The sequence below is a fragment of the Roseateles sp. P4_D2 genome (assembly GCF_056401875.1).
On sequence record NZ_JBFUIM010000007.1, the window covers coordinates 319,759 to 334,771 of the forward strand.

General features: G+C 64.1%; 14 protein-coding genes. 12 read left to right on the forward strand and 2 right to left on the reverse strand.

Annotation, left to right across the window (positions count from 1 at the left end; translation table 11 throughout):
* Nucleotides 1-8 precede the first annotated feature (8 nt).
* The 12 genes from AC1DW0_RS15165 to AC1DW0_RS15220 are packed head-to-tail and all read left to right on the forward strand — an operon-like array spanning nt 9 to nt 13,194.
* Complete coding sequence (locus tag AC1DW0_RS15165; RefSeq protein WP_056204313.1) at nt 9-1,364, forward strand: hypothetical protein; 1,356 nt, start codon at nt 9-11, stop codon at nt 1,362-1,364.
* Nucleotides 1,361-2,647 (forward strand): lipopolysaccharide biosynthesis protein, encoded by a 1,287-nt coding sequence (locus AC1DW0_RS15170; RefSeq protein WP_056204316.1) that lies wholly within the window; start codon nt 1,361-1,363, stop codon nt 2,645-2,647. The genes AC1DW0_RS15165 and AC1DW0_RS15170 overlap by 4 nt, the downstream gene beginning before the upstream one ends.
* Nucleotides 2,644-3,834, forward strand: a complete 1,191-nt coding sequence (locus tag AC1DW0_RS15175; RefSeq protein WP_457355669.1) for a glycosyltransferase family 4 protein — start codon at nt 2,644-2,646, stop codon at nt 3,832-3,834. Before AC1DW0_RS15170 ends, AC1DW0_RS15175 begins: the two co-directional genes overlap by 4 nt.
* A 2-nt stretch (nt 3,835-3,836) precedes the next feature.
* Nucleotides 3,837-4,952 carry a glycosyltransferase family 4 protein gene (locus tag AC1DW0_RS15180; protein ID WP_457355671.1) on the forward strand — a complete coding sequence of 372 codons (1,116 nt, stop codon included), beginning with the start codon at nt 3,837-3,839 and terminating at the stop codon, nt 4,950-4,952.
* Nucleotides 4,953-4,970: 18 nt separating this feature from the next.
* Complete coding sequence (locus AC1DW0_RS15185) at nt 4,971-6,110, forward strand: N-acetyl sugar amidotransferase (RefSeq protein ID WP_082533023.1); 1,140 nt, start codon at nt 4,971-4,973, stop codon at nt 6,108-6,110.
* Nucleotides 6,107-6,736 (forward strand): imidazole glycerol phosphate synthase subunit HisH, encoded by a 630-nt coding sequence (hisH, locus tag AC1DW0_RS15190; RefSeq protein ID WP_477946689.1) that lies wholly within the window; start codon nt 6,107-6,109, stop codon nt 6,734-6,736. The genes AC1DW0_RS15185 and hisH overlap by 4 nt, the downstream gene beginning before the upstream one ends.
* Nucleotides 6,730-7,515, forward strand: coding sequence for an AglZ/HisF2 family acetamidino modification protein (locus tag AC1DW0_RS15195; RefSeq protein WP_477946691.1), 786 nt, complete (start codon nt 6,730-6,732; stop codon nt 7,513-7,515). The genes hisH and AC1DW0_RS15195 overlap by 7 nt, the downstream gene beginning before the upstream one ends.
* Before the next feature lie 2 nt (nt 7,516-7,517).
* Nucleotides 7,518-8,555: a polysaccharide biosynthesis protein gene (locus AC1DW0_RS15200; protein WP_457393742.1), complete on the forward strand. Its 1,038-nt coding sequence runs from the start codon at nt 7,518-7,520 to the stop codon at nt 8,553-8,555.
* 4 nt (nt 8,556-8,559) lie between these two features.
* Entirely contained in the window at nt 8,560-9,672 is a 1,113-nt protein-coding gene (gene wbjC / locus AC1DW0_RS15205) for a UDP-2-acetamido-2,6-beta-L-arabino-hexul-4-ose reductase (RefSeq protein ID WP_457355677.1), read from the forward strand.
* Entirely contained in the window at nt 9,669-10,802 is a 1,134-nt protein-coding gene (gene wecB / locus AC1DW0_RS15210) for a non-hydrolyzing UDP-N-acetylglucosamine 2-epimerase (protein WP_056204334.1), read from the forward strand. Before wbjC ends, wecB begins: the two co-directional genes overlap by 4 nt.
* Nucleotides 10,803-10,804: 2 nt before the next feature.
* The gene (locus AC1DW0_RS15215; RefSeq protein ID WP_457393748.1) at nt 10,805-12,046 is read left to right on the forward strand and encodes a glycosyltransferase family 4 protein; all 1,242 of its coding nucleotides are present in this window, start codon (nt 10,805-10,807) and stop codon (nt 12,044-12,046) included.
* On the forward strand, nt 12,043-13,194 hold the full coding sequence (locus tag AC1DW0_RS15220; RefSeq protein ID WP_457393750.1) for a glycosyltransferase family 4 protein: 1,152 nt from the start codon (nt 12,043-12,045) through the stop codon (nt 13,192-13,194). Before AC1DW0_RS15215 ends, AC1DW0_RS15220 begins: the two co-directional genes overlap by 4 nt.
* Here AC1DW0_RS15220 and AC1DW0_RS15225 read toward each other — a convergent pair.
* Together AC1DW0_RS15225 and AC1DW0_RS15230 are read right to left on the reverse strand one after the other, a co-directional pair.
* Complete coding sequence (locus AC1DW0_RS15225; RefSeq protein WP_477946695.1) at nt 13,166-14,128, reverse strand: acyltransferase family protein; 963 nt, start codon at nt 14,126-14,128, stop codon at nt 13,166-13,168. The genes AC1DW0_RS15220 and AC1DW0_RS15225 overlap by 29 nt on opposite strands.
* Nucleotides 14,129-14,135: 7 nt before the next feature.
* A complete protein-coding gene (locus AC1DW0_RS15230; protein WP_056204344.1) occupies nt 14,136-15,008 on the reverse strand; it encodes a dTDP-4-dehydrorhamnose reductase family protein in 873 nt (290 codons plus the stop codon).
* Nucleotides 15,009-15,013: the final 5 nt, after the last annotated feature.

The following is a 15,013-nucleotide window of genomic DNA, read 5'->3' on the forward strand; positions in this document are numbered from 1 at the left end:
GCAGTCAGATGAAGCGATTACTCTTTGCGCTCTTTGTCTTCTTGTACGCCGCCTCCTTCGGCTATGCCTACGTGGAGTACCTCAATCCAGTTTGGGAGTACTTCGGCTTCAAGATGTATCCCATGGACGGTGCCCGCCTCGCGGTCGGTGTATCGATGCTGGCCCTTAGCGCTTTCGCTCAGGCCCCCCGGATCACGACACCGGCCAGCTTGGTCGTCTTCGTTCTCTATTTCAATGTCTACATCCCCTGCCTGATCACGTCGCTGATGCTCAGCAGTGACGCACTGAGGCTCTATGGCCCCATGCTGCTCGCACTGACCGCCATCTTTGTGTTGGCCGGCATAGCCGCCTCCTCGTCGCAACCCGGCACACTCAAAGGCACCGATGGACTCCACCCGGGATTCGAACGCTTCGTGCTCATAGCATGGGCGCTGGCCTTTGTCATCATTGCTGCCTATTCAGGCTCGTCTCTGAGCTTGACCAGTCTCGACGATCCGGCCGCGGTTTACGAGCAGCGCACCGCGGGCGCTACTGACAATCCTGTCATCCGCTACATACAGACTTATTTCAGCAACATCTTCACGCCCACCCTGCTATGCATTGGGCTGATCAGGCGCCGTCCCCTCTGGATTGCCGGCGCCTTCGCAGGTGGTCTGTTGATGTATGCAGTCAATGCCCAGCGCACCCTGCTGCTGCTGCCGCTGATTCTGGTGGCTGTTTTCTTGCTCATCTCTCGACCACGCCTGCACCAGTACGCCGCACACACGATACTGGCTGTGTTGTCCGTTGCGATGATCTGGTCGGCACACACACAGGAGGAGAGCCTCTTTGGTGCGGCGTTCGCGGTTTTGCTGACATTCCGTACCATCGCCATTCCGGGCCTGACCGTCAGTCAGTACGAAGACCTGTTCTCAGAGATTGGTCATACCTACTGGTCCAACGTCAAGGGCTTCAGTCTATTCGTGCCGCCACCGGACTGGGCCTTCAATGAGCCCCTTTGGCCAGACCTCGGCTACATCGTTGGGGACAAGCTCTACAACAATCCCATCTTCAACGTGAACGCCAACCTGTTCGCCGGCGACGGCGTCGCGGCAGCGGGCACGGTCGGCATCCTCATCATCGGACTTGTATTCATCGGCTGGATCAAGCTTGTAGATCGGCTGTCGATGAGATGGAATACCTTGTTTGCTGCAATGGTGACATTGCCGCCCGCGATCTCGCTGACCAACGGGCACTTCTTCACAACCATGCTCTCGTTCGGCGGCATCTTTTGGTTACTGGTCTTCAGATTCGTTGAGCCACCGAAGATATCTGCACGCATGCAGGAGACTGCTCCGCAGCCCGCAGGAGACACGCCATCGTGACGGCGCGTGCGTCGTTCTGGTCAGACGTTCGCTGGCAGGCAATCGGCAACACCTCGGCCCAGGCGCTCGGTGTGCTTGGCATGCCGCTGCTGACGCGGCTGTATACGCCGGCCGACTTCGCCGCGCAAAGTGTGTTCTTGCAGTTTGCGATGTTCTTTTCCGGGCTGATGACTTGGCGCTACGAGTACTTCGTGCAGCTCCCCCGGCGTGATAGCGATGCCCTAGCCCTGCTGCGCCTTACGCTGCTGCTGGCCGTAGCTGGCTGCGTACTGCTGACGCCGTTGACATGGTTGTCAGCGCCATTGCTATCCATGGACCCAGGGCAGACACATTGGCTGTGGTTGAGCCCGATGACTGCAGCGTTGATCTCCCTATCCCTAGCCCATCAGCACTGGACGCAGCGCAAAGGCCTGTTCAAGCTGTCGGGCATGGGTGAAGTGCTGGCCAAGCTCGCCTACATTGGCACCGGTGTGCTGGCGACGTTGTGCGGCCTGGCAACATTGGGGCTGATTGCCACGATTGCTGCGGGCGCTGCAGCCAAGCTGGTCTTGCATCTGTTGGCCGGCCGCGCCGACCGACATATTGCAGCCAAGGCAGGTGGCGCCTCCAGCGCCATTCAAGCGGCTCGGACGCACGCGAGACACGCCGGCTCCATGTTTGGCTCGCACCTGCTGGGCACAGTCACAGGCTTGGTGACCATCCTTTTCATCGGCCAGTTCTACGGCAGCATCGATCTCGGCCAATACAGCCTGGTTGCGGCCACCATCTTTCTGCCGGCCGGGCTGATCGGCAGCGCAATCGGCCAAGTCTATTACCAGCGGGCTGCAGCCCTATGGTCACGGGGCGAATCCTTCGCGCCACTTTGGCGACAAACCTTCGCACGGCTCAGCGCGATTGGCGTGCTTGCGTACGCACTCATCGCCCTGCTGTCGCCTTGGGCCTATCCCTTCATCTTTGGTGATGCATGGGAGGCGGCGGGCAGGTATGCGGTCTGGATGTCGATAGCGGCCTTCTTCTCCTTCGTCAGTGCTCCCATGGACCGCTCAAGCCTGGTCGTTGGTCGCCTGCACTACCTGCCGATCTGGCACGCAGCAAGAGCACTGACCACACTGTGCGCGTTGGCCCTCGCCTGGCGCTGCGCGCTGTCCTTCGATGCTTTCATGGCCCTGCACGCCGCTCAAATGTCAGTCTTGTATGTCGTTGACCTGCTCGCCGAACGCAGCTTCGCACGCCTGTGTCCGCCCGACATGGCCCTATCACCCGTTGCACTCGCCGCACAATGAGTCATGTGCTGATGATCTGCGACTTCTACAACCAGTCGCTCAGCTATCAGGAGAACTTGCTCGAAAGGTATTTCGGCAAGTTGGGCCATCGAGTCAGTATCGTCACGGCCACTACCACCGATGTGTTCGAGTTCGTAGAAAACCGCCACGACGCTCGGCGCCCTGCAAGTATCGAGCGCCACGGTACAACGACCGTCTACAGGCAACCCTATGCCTTCAACTTCGTTTCGCGAATTCGTAAGTTCAAGGGCGTGTCGGATCTGCTGGAGCGAGAGCGCCCCGACGTCATCTTCGTCCACGACATCCAGTTCAACCTGTCCGAAGTCAGCAGGTACAGACAACGCTACCCAGGCACGCGTGTCGTACTCGACTATCACGCAGACTTCAGCAACTCGGCACGCAACTGGCTATCCCTTGCGGTTCTGCATAAGGGCTTACGGAGGCCGCTGCTACACCGATACCTCTCGATGCTCGACGCGATCTATCCGGTCACCCCGGCCAGCCAGCGCTTTCTGAACGAGGTATACGGCGTCTCCAATGACCGCATGACGTTGCTACCGCTTGGTTGTGACATGGATGCGTGCCGCCGGATTCGCAACGAACGGCGTGGGCGCCAGCTGCGTCAACAATATGGCATTGACGCCAAAGCTTTGGTCATCTTCGGCGGTGGCAAATTAGCCCGTCCCAAACGCGTGGAACGCCTGCTCCGTGCCTTCCTGACCCTGCCTGGAGATTCGACATGGCTCATCATTGCCGGAGATGCCAGCAAGGCTGACGCAGCGTACCTTGAAGAATTGCGCGGACTTGCCGGCAGTCATCCACGCATCCGCTTCACCGGCTGGCTCGATCAAGAAGCCATCCTCGCCCACCTGGATCTGGCCGACCTCGCGGTCTTCCCTGGCAGCCAATCAATCCTTTGGCAACAAGCGATCGGCATGGGCAAGCCTTTGCTGATTGGAGAACCCAAGGCAGTCATTGGCGGCGATCAGGAAGTTGGCTACCTGAACCGCCACGCCAATCTGGAGTTGTGCATAGAACCAGAGGGTGCACATGCACTCCTGAGCGCCCGCTTGTCGGCCCTGGCAGCGGACCGCACGCAAGTAGAGGATATGGCCGCTGGGGCGTTGCGCACGGCCGATGAGTTGCTCGACTGGAACGTCATCGCTACGCAGACGCTTGGAACTTGAGCATGAAGGTCTTGTTCATTGCGCCACTGCCCGACCCGGTCACCGGCCAATCGCTGGCCTGCCGGGTATTTCTCGACGAACTCGAGAAGCAATACGAGATCGACGTCATCAACATCAACAAGACCAGCCTGAAGAGCGGTGTGATGGGTGGCGCACTGGGGCGCGTGCGCGAGGTGCTGGGATTTGTCTGGCAGGCTTGGCGCCGGGCCCGGCACTGCGACCTTGTCTATTTCACGATCTCGGAGTCGGTGGCCGGCAATTTGAAAGATCTGTTGATCTACGCCGTTTGCGCCAGCCGGCTGTCGCGCATGGCCATTCACCTGCACGGCGGCGCCGGCATGAAGGCTCTGCTGCGCGACCACCCTCTGCTTGCGGCCCTCAACCGCTTCTTCTGGCGACGCATGGGTGCTGTCATCCTGCTCGGCGAGCGGCACCTGCCACTACTGGAGGGCCTGCCGCAACGATGGCGCGAGCGGCACGCCCATCTCATACCCAACTTCGCGCAGGACTATCTATTCCGCGATGTCGCCGAGATCGAGACCAAGTTCGCCGCGTCCGGGCCGCTGCGCCTGCTCTACCTGAGCAACCTGATTCCCGGTAAAGGCCACGAGGAACTGCTGGGCGCCTACCAAAGCCTGAGCCCTGCGGAACAGGCGCGAATCCGGCTGGATTTTGCCGGCGCCTTCGAAAGCGAAGCCGCCCGCGGCGAGTTCCTGGCGCGGGCCGCCGGGTTGCCCAACGTCAGCTATCACGGCATCGTCGGTGGCACAGCGAAGGCTGGGCTGCTGGGCGACGCACATGTCTTCTGCCTGCCCACCTACTACCCTTACGAGGGCCAGCCAATCTCCATCCTGGAGGCCTACGCTTCCGGCTGCGCCGTCATCACGACGGACCACAGCGGCATCTTCGACGTTTTCGCGCCGGGCGAATGCGGGCTGGCGGTACAGCCACGCTCAGCGGAGTCGATCACTGCTGCGCTGCGGCAATGCCTTGCTGATCGCCAGGCGCTACTGAGGCAAGCACTTCATAACCGTCAACTGGCGGACGAGCGCTACAGGGTTGCTACCTACAATCGCCGTCTTCTCTCGGTGCTCTCCACGCTGGACGCAGCCGCCTGACCCCCATTTGCCAGAACCATGCCCTTGCGCCCTTACCAGATCTGCTCCAACTGCATCATGGACACGTCCGACTCCGGCATCGTGTTCGACGAGCGCGGCTGGTGCGACTACTGCAACAACTACCACCGCAACATCCTGCCCAACTGGCACACCGACGAGCGCGGCGAGCGCGAGATCATGGCGCAGGTCGAGCAGATCAAGCGCGATGGCAAGGGCAAGGACCATGACTGCCTGATCGGCCTCTCGGGTGGTGTCGACAGCTCCTACGTGACCTATCTGGCCAAGGAGAAGTTCGGCCTGCGCCCGCTGCTGTATCACGTCGACGCCGGCTGGAACTCGCAGCAGGCGGTCAACAACATCGAGAAGCTGGTCGACGGCCTGGGGCTGGATCTGTTCACCGAGGTCATCGACTGGCCCGAGATGCGCGACCTGCAGCTGGCCTTTTTCAAGGCCCAGGTGCCGCACCTTGACACGCCGCAGGACCACGCCTTTTTCGCGGGCCTCTACAACTTCGCGGCCAAGAACAACGCGAAATACATCCTGACCGGTGCCAACTACTCGACCGAGTGCGTTCGCGAGCCGCTGGAGTGGCATTACCACGCGTCCGACGTGCGCCAGCTCAAGGACATCCACCGCCGTTTCGGCACGCGGCCGCTGAAGAAGTTCCCGCTCGCGGGCATCTTCCGCTTCAAGATCTACTACCGCTTCTTCAAGGGCGTCCAGGTCGTCAAGCCGCTGAACTGCGTGCCCTTCTACAAGGAAGCGGCCATGGACGAACTGGTGGACAAGTTCGGCTGGCAGAAGTACGCGCACAAGCACTACGAGTCGCGCTTCACGCGCTTCTACGAGGGCTACTGGCTGCCCAGCAAGTTCGGCTACGACAAGCGCCGCGCGCATTTCTCCAGCCTGATCCTGACCGGCCAGCTCAAGCGCGAGGACGCGCTCGCCAAGATCGCCATCCCCGCCTATGACGAGGAAACGCTGGCGCATGACTTCGAATACATCGCCACCAAGCTCGGCCTGACCGTCGCCGAGTTGCAGGCGCTGCACCGCGGCGAGCCCAAGACGTACAAGGACTACGCCAACGACATGGCCATCATCGATCTCGGCACCCGGGTGCTGCGCGCGCTCGGCGTGCAAAGGGCCATCATTCGATGATCACCATCGTCAGCTACGGCGTCGGCAATATCGGTGCGCTGGCCACCATGTACAAGCGCATGAGCATCCCCACGCGCTTCGCGACGACGGCCGCCGAGATCGAGGACGCCACGCATGTCATCCTGCCGGGCGTCGGCGGTTTCGACGATGCGATGAACCGTCTCAACGCCTCCGGGCTGCGCGAGCCGCTGGATGCGATGGTCGCCCGTGGCGGCGTGCCGGTGCTGGGCATCTGCGTGGGCATGCAGATGCTCGGTGAGTCCAGCGACGAGGGCCAATGCCGCGGCCTGGGCTGGGTTCCCGGCCAGGTGAAGCATTTCGACAGCACCGGCAGAACAGCCGGCCTGCCGCTGCCGCACATGGGCTGGAACAACGTGAACCCGGTTGCCGGCACGCCGCTGTTCAAGGGCCTTGAGACCGACGCGCGCTTTTACTTTCTGCACTCCTATTACTTCGAGTGCAGCGACCCGACCCATGTCGCTGCTCGCGCCGAGTACGGCTCGACGTTCGCCGCATCGGTGCGCAATGGCTGCATCTACGGCATGCAGGGCCACCCCGAGAAGAGCCACCATTGGGGCGCGGCCATGCTGAAGAACTTCGCCGAACTGGAGTCTTCGACATGCTGAGGCCGCGCATCACCCCCTGCCTGCTCGTGCACGAGGGCGGCCTCGTGAAGACCGTCGGCTTCAAGGATCCCAGGTACGTCGGCGACCCGATCAACGCGGTCAAAATCTTCAACGAGAAGGAAGCCGACGAGCTTGTCGTTCTCGACATCGATGCGACACGCAACGGTGTCGAGCCCGACTACAAGCTGATCCAGGACCTGGCCGCGGAATGCCGCATGCCGCTGGCCTATGGCGGCGGCGTGCGTACGCCCGAGCAGGCCAAGCGCATCATCGAACTCGGTGTCGAGAAGGTCTGCATCAGCAGCGCCGCCGTCGAGGACCCGACCTGTATCCGCCGCATCGCCGACGCCGTCGGCGGCCAGAGCGTCGTCGTCGTGCTCGACGTGCGCAAGAAGTCGGGGCTGTTCGCCAGCGGCTATGAGCTGTGCACGCACAACGCGACCAAGGCTCACAAGCTCGACCCGATCGCCTTCGCGCGTGAATGCCAGGCCCAGGGTGCCGGCGAGATCGTGCTGAACTCGGTCGATCGAGACGGCGTCATGAAGGGCTATGACCTCGAACTCGCCAAGCAGATGCGCGCCGCGCTGCGCATCCCGATGAGCGTGCTCGGCGGCGCCGGCTCGCTCGCCGACATCGAGGCCCTGATCAAGGCCTGCGGTGTCATCGGCGCCGCGGCCGGCAGCCTCTTCGTCTTCAAGGGTCAGTACCGCGCGGTACTGATCAATTACCCGCAGCCGGCCCAGAAGGACGCCCTCTTCGCCGCTGCCCTCCCCCGCTGAACATGTTTGACGACAAGACTCTGCTCATCACCGGTGGCACCGGCAGCTTCGGCAATGCCGTGCTGCGCCGCTTCCTCGACTCCGGCCTGCGTGAGATCCGCATCCTCAGCCGCGACGAGAAGAAGCAGGACGATATGCGCAAGAAGTACGCATCGCCCAAGCTGAAGTTCTACATCGGCGATGTGCGTGACCCGCGCGCGGTCGCCGGCGCCATGCGCGGCGTGGACTACTGCTTCCACGCCGCCGCGCTCAAGCAGGTGCCGTCCTGCGAGTTCCATCCGATGGAGGCTGTGCGCACCAATGTGCTGGGCACCGAGAACGTGCTCGACGCCGCCATCACGGCCGGCGTGAAGCGCGTCATCTGCCTGTCCACAGACAAGGCCGTCTACCCGATCAACGCGATGGGCATCTCCAAGGCCATGATGGAGAAGGTCATGGTCGCCGCGTCGCGCAATCTTGAGGGCACGAGCACCGTCATCTGCGGTACGCGCTACGGCAATGTGATGGCCTCGCGTGGCTCGGTCATCCCGTTGTTCGTCGAGCAGGTTCGCGCCGGCAAGCCGATCACGCTCACCGACCCGGCGATGACGCGCTTCATGATGACGCTGGACGATGCCGTCGAGCTCGTGCTCTATGCCTTCGAGCATGGCCGCAACGGCGACATCTTTGTACAGAAGGCGCCCGCGGCGACGATCCGCGTGCTGGCCGAGGCCGTGCTCGGTGTCATCGGCGCGCCCGACCATGCCATCCGCGAGATCGGCACGCGCCACGGCGAGAAGCTCTACGAGGCGCTGCTGAGCCGCGAGGAGCGCGCCGGCGCCGAGGACCTGGGCGGCTACTACCGCATCCCACCCGATGGCCGCGACCTCAACTACACCAAGTTCGTCGAGCAGGGCGAGACACGCATCCAGGACGCCGAGGACTACACCTCGCACAACACCGAGCGCCTGGATGTGGCCGGCATGACGGCGCTGCTGATGAAGCTCGACTTCATGCGCCGCCTCGCCGCTGGCGAGGCCAACGTGACGGCGGAGGATTGACGTCGTGAAGATCGGCATCACCGGTGCGTCGGGCTTCGTCGGCCGAAACCTGCAATGGCGGCTGCGCGAGGCCGGCCATGCCGACGTGCGTCTGATTTCCCATCGGGCGGGCGACGCCGAGCTCATCGAGCAGCTGAGCGGCCTGGACTTTGTCTATCACCTGGCCGGCGTGAACCGGCCGCAGGACCCGGCCGAGTTCGATGACGGCAATGCAGACTTCAGCCTGCGCCTGATCGCCATCCTGGGCAGCCTGCCCGACTCGCCACCGATCGCCTTCGCGTCGTCTACGCAGGCCTCGCTCGACAACGTCTATGGCCGCAGCAAGCGTGCCGCCGAAGACGCGCTGCTGCACTACCAGCGCCAATGCCGCGTGCCGGTCTACATCTTCCGGCTGACCAACGTGTTCGGCAAATGGTGCCGGCCCAACTACAACTCGGTCGTCGCGACCTTCTGCCACAACATCGCGCGCGGCCTCACCGTCACGATCAACGACCCGGCCGCGCCGCTGCGCCTGGTCTACATCGACGACGTCATCGACCAGATGCTGGCACTGTTGGGAGCCACGCCGCCGGCCGCCGGCTTCGTCGATGTCGAGCCGACGTACGAGACGACCGTCGGCGAGCTGGCCCAGACCCTGAACGGCTTTCGCGCCACGCGCGAGGGCCTGCTGATCGACCGCGTGGGCACCGGTCTGACGCGGGCGCTATACGCCACCTACGTCAGCTACCTGCCCAGCGAGGCCTTCGCCTACCAGGTGGCTCGCCACGCCGACCCGCGTGGTGTCTTTGTCGAGATGCTGAAGACGCCGGACTGCGGGCAGTTCAGCTATTTCACGGCCGGCCCCGGCATCACGCGCGGCGAGCATTACCACCACACCAAGACCGAGAAATTCCTCGTCATCAAGGGCACGGCGCATTTCGGCTTCCGCCATATCGACAGCGGCGAGACGCATGAACTCGTCACGCGTGGTGGCGAGGCGCAGATCGTCGAGACCATCCCCGGCTGGACCCACAACATCACCAACATCGGTGAGGACGAGCTCATCGTCATGCTCTGGGCCAACGAGATCTTCGACCGCGCGCGCCCCGACACGACCGCCATGAAAGTCAAGCCATGAAGAAGCTCAAGGTGCTGACCGTCGTTGGCACGCGCCCCGAGATCATCCGGCTGTCGCGCGTCATGGCCGCGCTGGACGAACACTGCGACCACATCCTCGTCCACACGGGCCAGAACTACGACTACGAGCTCAACCAGGTCTTCTTCGACGACCTCGGCGTGCGCAAGCCCGCACACTTCCTGAACGCGGCCCAGGGCGGCGCGGCGCAGACCATCGGCAACATCATCGGGGGCATCGACACGGTGCTGGAGGCCGAGCAACCCGAGGCCATGCTGGTGCTAGGCGACACCAACTCCTGCCTGGCAGTCATTGCGGCCAAGCGCCGCAAGATCCCGATCTTCCACATGGAAGCCGGCAACCGCTGCTTCGACATGCGCGTGCCCGAGGAAACCAACCGCCGCATCGTCGACCACACGGCCGACATCAACCTCACCTACAGCACGATCGCCCGCGACTACCTGCTGCGCGAGGGCCTGCCGCCCGACCAGATCATCAAGACCGGCAGCCCGATGTTCGAGGTGCTGAACCACTACCGCGACGGCATCGCAGCGTCGGACGTGCTGAGCCGCCTCAGCCTCGATGAGCAGCGCTATTTCGTCGTCAGCGCCCACCGCGAAGAGAACATCGAATCGCCGCGCACCTTCGGCAAGCTCGTCGGCATCTTGAACGCGGTCGCCGAGGACCATGGCCTGCCCGTCATCGTGTCCACCCACCCGCGGACGCAAAAGCGCATCGATGCAGAGGGCGTCAAGTTCCACGCCGGCGTGCGGTTGATGAAGCCGCTGGGCTTCCTTGACTACGTGCGGCTGCAATCCTCGGCCATGGCCGTGCTGTCCGACAGCGGCACGATCAACGAGGAGTCGTCGATCCTCAACTTCCCCGCGCTGAACCTGCGCGAGGCCCACGAGCGCCCCGAAGGCATGGAGGAAGGCGCCGTCATGATGACCGGGCTGTCGGTGGAGCGAGTACGCCAGGGCCTGGCCGTGCTGGCATCCCAGGCTCGCGGCGAACAGCGCAGCCTGCGCCTGGTGGCCGACTACAGCATGCCCAACGTCTCCGCCAAGGTCGTGCGCATCATTCACAGCTACACCGACTATGTGAAGCGCGTGGTCTGGCGCCAGTACGACTGAGGATGCGCGTTCTCGTCGTCAGCCAGTACTTCTGGCCCGAAGCCTTTCGCGTCAACGAAATCGTCTCCGAGCTGCGTGCACGCGGCCATGAAGTGACCGTGCTGACCGGCCGGCCCAACTACCCCGGCGGCCAGGTCTTCGACGATTACGCGGCGGACCCGGCGGCGTTTGCCGAGTACCACGGCGCCGAAGTCATTCGCCTGCCCCTGCGGCCCCGCGGCAAGGGCTCGATCCGCCTGTTGCTGAATTACTGGAGCTTCGTCTTCTGGGGCTGCCTGCTGGGGCCGTGGAGGTTGCGTGGGCGTCACTTCGACGCCATCTTCTGCTTCGAGACCTCGCCCATCACCTCGGCCCTGCCGGCCGTGCTGCTGCGCCGCATCAAGCGGGCACCCCTGCTGCTGTGGGTGCTGGACCTGTGGCCCGACACCTTGTCGGCCGTCGGCATGGTGCGCTCGCCGCGGATGCTGGACTGGGTGGGTGGGCTGGTCGCCTTCATCTACAAGCGCTGTGACCTGATCCTGGGCCAGTCGCGCTCCTTCTTCGCACCCATCGAGCGTTGGTCGCGCGCACCTGAGAAGACGCGCTACTTCCCCCAGTGGGCGGAGGAAGCCTTCGACCGTGACCTGGCCGAAGTGGAGACCGCCACCGAACTGGCGCCGCACCGCGGCGCATTCAAGGTCATGTTCGCCGGCAATATCGGCGACGCGCAGGATTTCCCGGCCATCCTCGCGGCCGCCGAGACGATGCGGGAGCGCAGGGATGTCCACTGGCTGGTCGTTGGCGACGGCCGTGCGGCCGAGTGGGTGCGGGACGAGATCGCAAGGCGCCAGCTGGGCGACACCGTCTTCATGCTCGGCCGGCATCCGCTTGAGCGCATGCCCTCGTTCTTCAAGGGTGCCGATGCGCTGCTCGTGTCGCTCAAGGCCGAGCCCATCTTCGCCATGACCATTCCTGGCAAGGTCTCCGCCTACCTGTCGGCCGGCAAGCCGCTGCTGGCGATGCTCGATGGCGAGGGCGCCAAGGTGGTGGAGGAAGCAGGCGCTGGGCTGACCTGCCCTGCCAGCGACAGCGCCGCACTGGCCCATCAGGTGAGCCTGCTGGCCAGCATGTCCGAGCAGGAGCGTCTCGCCATGGGCTTGAAGGCGCGGGCGTATTGCCGCTCCCAGTTCCACCGCGACACGCTGATTGGCCAGCTCGAACAATGGCTGCAGGAGGCGAGCCAGGGCTTTCGCAAACAGCGATGAGCAGACCGCGCGTCCTGGTGCTCAACCCTCACTTCCTGCCCGGCAGCAAGGGGGGCGGTTCGGTGACGGCGGTGGTGAGCCTCGTCGCGCACCTGAAGGACGACTTCGACTTCGTCGTTGCCGCCAGCGCGCACGACCTGCACACCGCCGAGCCCTATTCCGCCGCGGCCTGCCTTGAGGCACAGAAAAAAGCCGGCGTCGCGTTGCACCATCTGCCGCGCGGCCTTGCCGGCCTCAGGTCGATGCAAAAGCTGCTGAGCCAGCCGTGGGATCTGGTCTACCTGAACAGCTTCCTGTCGCCGGTATTCACGGCCCTGCCGCTGCTGCTGCGGCGGCTGCGCCGGCTCGACCTGCCCGTGCTTCTTGCGCCCCGAGGCGAGCTCATGAGTGGCGCGCTGATGCAGCGCCGAGCAAAGAAGCTGCTCTACCTGCGGCTGCTGCGAGGGCTGGGCATGTTCCGAGGGCTGCAGTTCCATGCCACCAGCGAGACAGAGCGGCAAGGACTGCGCGACTTCGGCTTCGCTGCTGTCCACCTCGTCGCCGACCTCCCGCCGCGGGCGCAGGCATTGCCGACACCACTCTGTGCTGACGAATCAGCGCCCTTGAAGGTCGTTTTTCTCTCGCGCATCGAGACCAAGAAGAACCTGTTGTTCGCGCTGGAAGCGCTGGCCAAGGTCACGGCGCCCGTGTCCCTGGACATCGTCGGGCCTATCGGCAATGAAGCCTATTGGGACGCCTGTCGCGAGGCGACGACGCGCCTGCCCGACTGGGTGCACACCCGCTATCTCGGCCCGGTCGACCCCGAACAGGTCGTCGCCACGTTGGCGGACTACGAGTTGTTCCTGTTTCCGACCCGGGCAGAGAACAACGGCTATGTGATCCACGAGGCGCTGCTGGCGGGCTGCTCCCTGCTGATCAGCGATCAAACCCCATGGCGACATCTTGCTGCGGCCGGTGTTGGCGCCGATCTGCCGCTGCAGGTCTCGCAATTCGCACAAGCCGTGGACGCGTTTGCCGCCCTGCCTGCTGGTGAACGGCTTGCGCAGCGCCAGCGCGCTCAAGGCTACGGCGCAGCCAGGCTCAATGCCGAGGCCGACATTGCCGCGATGCGCACGCTGCTCACGCAGGCGGCGTCAGTGCATCGCTAGTGCCCGCCTTGTTCAACCTGCCCAGCAAGGGTTTCTCGACCCCTAGGTGCAGCCAGACCCCCGCCAGCACGGCGCCCGACAGCATCACGGGGTAGAGCACCCAACCCCAGGTTTGGCCGCGAAGGCCAACCCACATGGCGGCCTTGCATGCCGCGCTGATGAAGGGGTAGTGAACCAGGTAGATGCAGTAGGAAGCGTCGCCCAGAAGTTGCAGCGCGCGGTGTCGGCCGAACACGTGGCCGGCGCGCTCCGCGCTGACGAGGCCCAGCACCAGAATCGCCGCGCCGATGCCGAGCCAGAGCGTGGGCTTCAGGCCCGTGGTGACGTCGTACACACAGGCGCCCACGAATACCGCCGCACCCAGCAGCGCCACCATCCGCCCAGGCAGGGCCAGCCGACGCTGATCGAGGACGGCGCACAGCGCACCGGCCAGAAAGAGTGCCAGATAGACGGTGCCGTCAGGCCAGCACAACAGCGCCGCGGCGAGCGCGGCCACGCCCAAGGCCGGATGAAGAATCAGCGCCGCGAACAGCCCGTAGAACACCACCTCCCACTGCAGCGACCAGGCTACCGAAATGACCGGCGCTGATTCCGCCGGCACCAGCAGCAGGGCCCGCACGAGTTCAACCGGCGTCAGTTTGACGATGCCATGGGCACCGGCATAAGCCGCCAGAAAAACGATCCAGTAGATCGGGTAGATCCTGGCGAAGCGCTTCCAGAGAAATCGCCCGATCTGCCGCGGCCGATGGACGTCGCTGCGATGCGCCGAGGTGATGATGAAGCCGCTCAGCACGAAGAAGAACTCGACGCCGGCATGCCCGAACGGCGCCAGGAACGCGCTCACGCCGAAGTAGTGCTGGATGGCCAGGCCGAGGTGAAAGCACAGCACCATCAGTGCCGCAATGGCCCGGCCAGCCTGCAGGGACTGCAGCATCTGGCCGTCAGCCGAACATGTGCATTCGGGTCACCATCTCGTGCCAGTCGGGCGAGCGGTAGCCGGTGGCGGCCTCGAAACGACCGGCGTTCAAGGACCTGTCCAGGACGGGAAGCGGTTCGGCGTTGATCGTGTTGCCGCGGTCGTAGACGCGAGCCACCATCTGCAGCAGCTCGTACTTGCTGATGGCCGGCCCGGCCACATGGTAGATACCGCGCAGCTCCGGGTTGGGCAGCACGAACTCCTGGATGACGCGGGCGAGTTCGACCGTCGGCAGCGCCGAGAAGATGGCGTTGCTGAAGCCAGACACCGTACCGGACTGGGCCAGAAACCACCCCAGCAGCGCATGCGAGGTGTGGAGCTCATGGCCAATGATGGACGTCCGCAGCGTGACGGCGTTCTCATAATCCACCTCGCCCATGAGCTTGCTGCGACCGTAGAGGTCGGCGGCGTCCGGGACGTCCGACTCGGCGTAGTTGCCGGCGGCGCCCGAGAACACGCAGTCCGTGCTGATGTGGACGAGTCGTGCGCCGTGATCCTGCGCGAGCCGGGTGAGGCGATGAGGAAGCAATGCGTTGATCGGAATCGTCAGCGCGGGCGCATCGGCGCCGGCCAACTGCTTGACGATGCCGATGCAGTTGATGATGACGTCCGGACGCGCTTCGGCCAACAGCCGCCGCATCGCGGACAGGTCGCCGGCATCTTCGCAAGCAATGAACGATGCGGACGGCGCGCGCGCCCTCAGGCCCTCGACCGTTTCGACGCGCCGCACAGCGCCGACGACGGCATAGGACGGGTCTTGCGAGAACCAGCGCAGCACGGCGTTGCCCAGCATGCCATTGGCGCCGAGAACCAGGAGTCGCTTGGGGGAATGCGTCATGAGCA

Coding starts and splice junctions, on each gene's coding strand:
- AC1DW0_RS15165 (WP_056204313.1), top strand. CDS start 9: ATGAAGCGATTACTCTTTGCGCTCTTTGTCTTCTTGTACGCCGCCTCC.
- AC1DW0_RS15175 (WP_457355669.1), top strand. CDS start 2,644: ATGAGTCATGTGCTGATGATCTGCGACTTCTACAACCAGTCGCTCAGC.
- AC1DW0_RS15180 (WP_457355671.1), top strand. CDS start 3,837: ATGAAGGTCTTGTTCATTGCGCCACTGCCCGACCCGGTCACCGGCCAA.
- AC1DW0_RS15185 (WP_082533023.1), top strand. CDS start 4,971: ATGCCCTTGCGCCCTTACCAGATCTGCTCCAACTGCATCATGGACACG.
- hisH (WP_477946689.1), top strand. CDS start 6,107: ATGATCACCATCGTCAGCTACGGCGTCGGCAATATCGGTGCGCTGGCC.
- AC1DW0_RS15195 (WP_477946691.1), top strand. CDS start 6,730: ATGCTGAGGCCGCGCATCACCCCCTGCCTGCTCGTGCACGAGGGCGGC.
- AC1DW0_RS15200 (WP_457393742.1), top strand. CDS start 7,518: ATGTTTGACGACAAGACTCTGCTCATCACCGGTGGCACCGGCAGCTTC.
- wecB (WP_056204334.1), top strand. CDS start 9,669: ATGAAGAAGCTCAAGGTGCTGACCGTCGTTGGCACGCGCCCCGAGATC.
- AC1DW0_RS15215 (WP_457393748.1), top strand. CDS start 10,805: ATGCGCGTTCTCGTCGTCAGCCAGTACTTCTGGCCCGAAGCCTTTCGC.
- AC1DW0_RS15220 (WP_457393750.1), top strand. CDS start 12,043: ATGAGCAGACCGCGCGTCCTGGTGCTCAACCCTCACTTCCTGCCCGGC.
- AC1DW0_RS15225 (WP_477946695.1), bottom strand. CDS start 14,128: ATGCTGCAGTCCCTGCAGGCTGGCCGGGCCATTGCGGCACTGATGGTG.
- AC1DW0_RS15230 (WP_056204344.1), bottom strand. CDS start 15,008: ATGACGCATTCCCCCAAGCGACTCCTGGTTCTCGGCGCCAATGGCATG.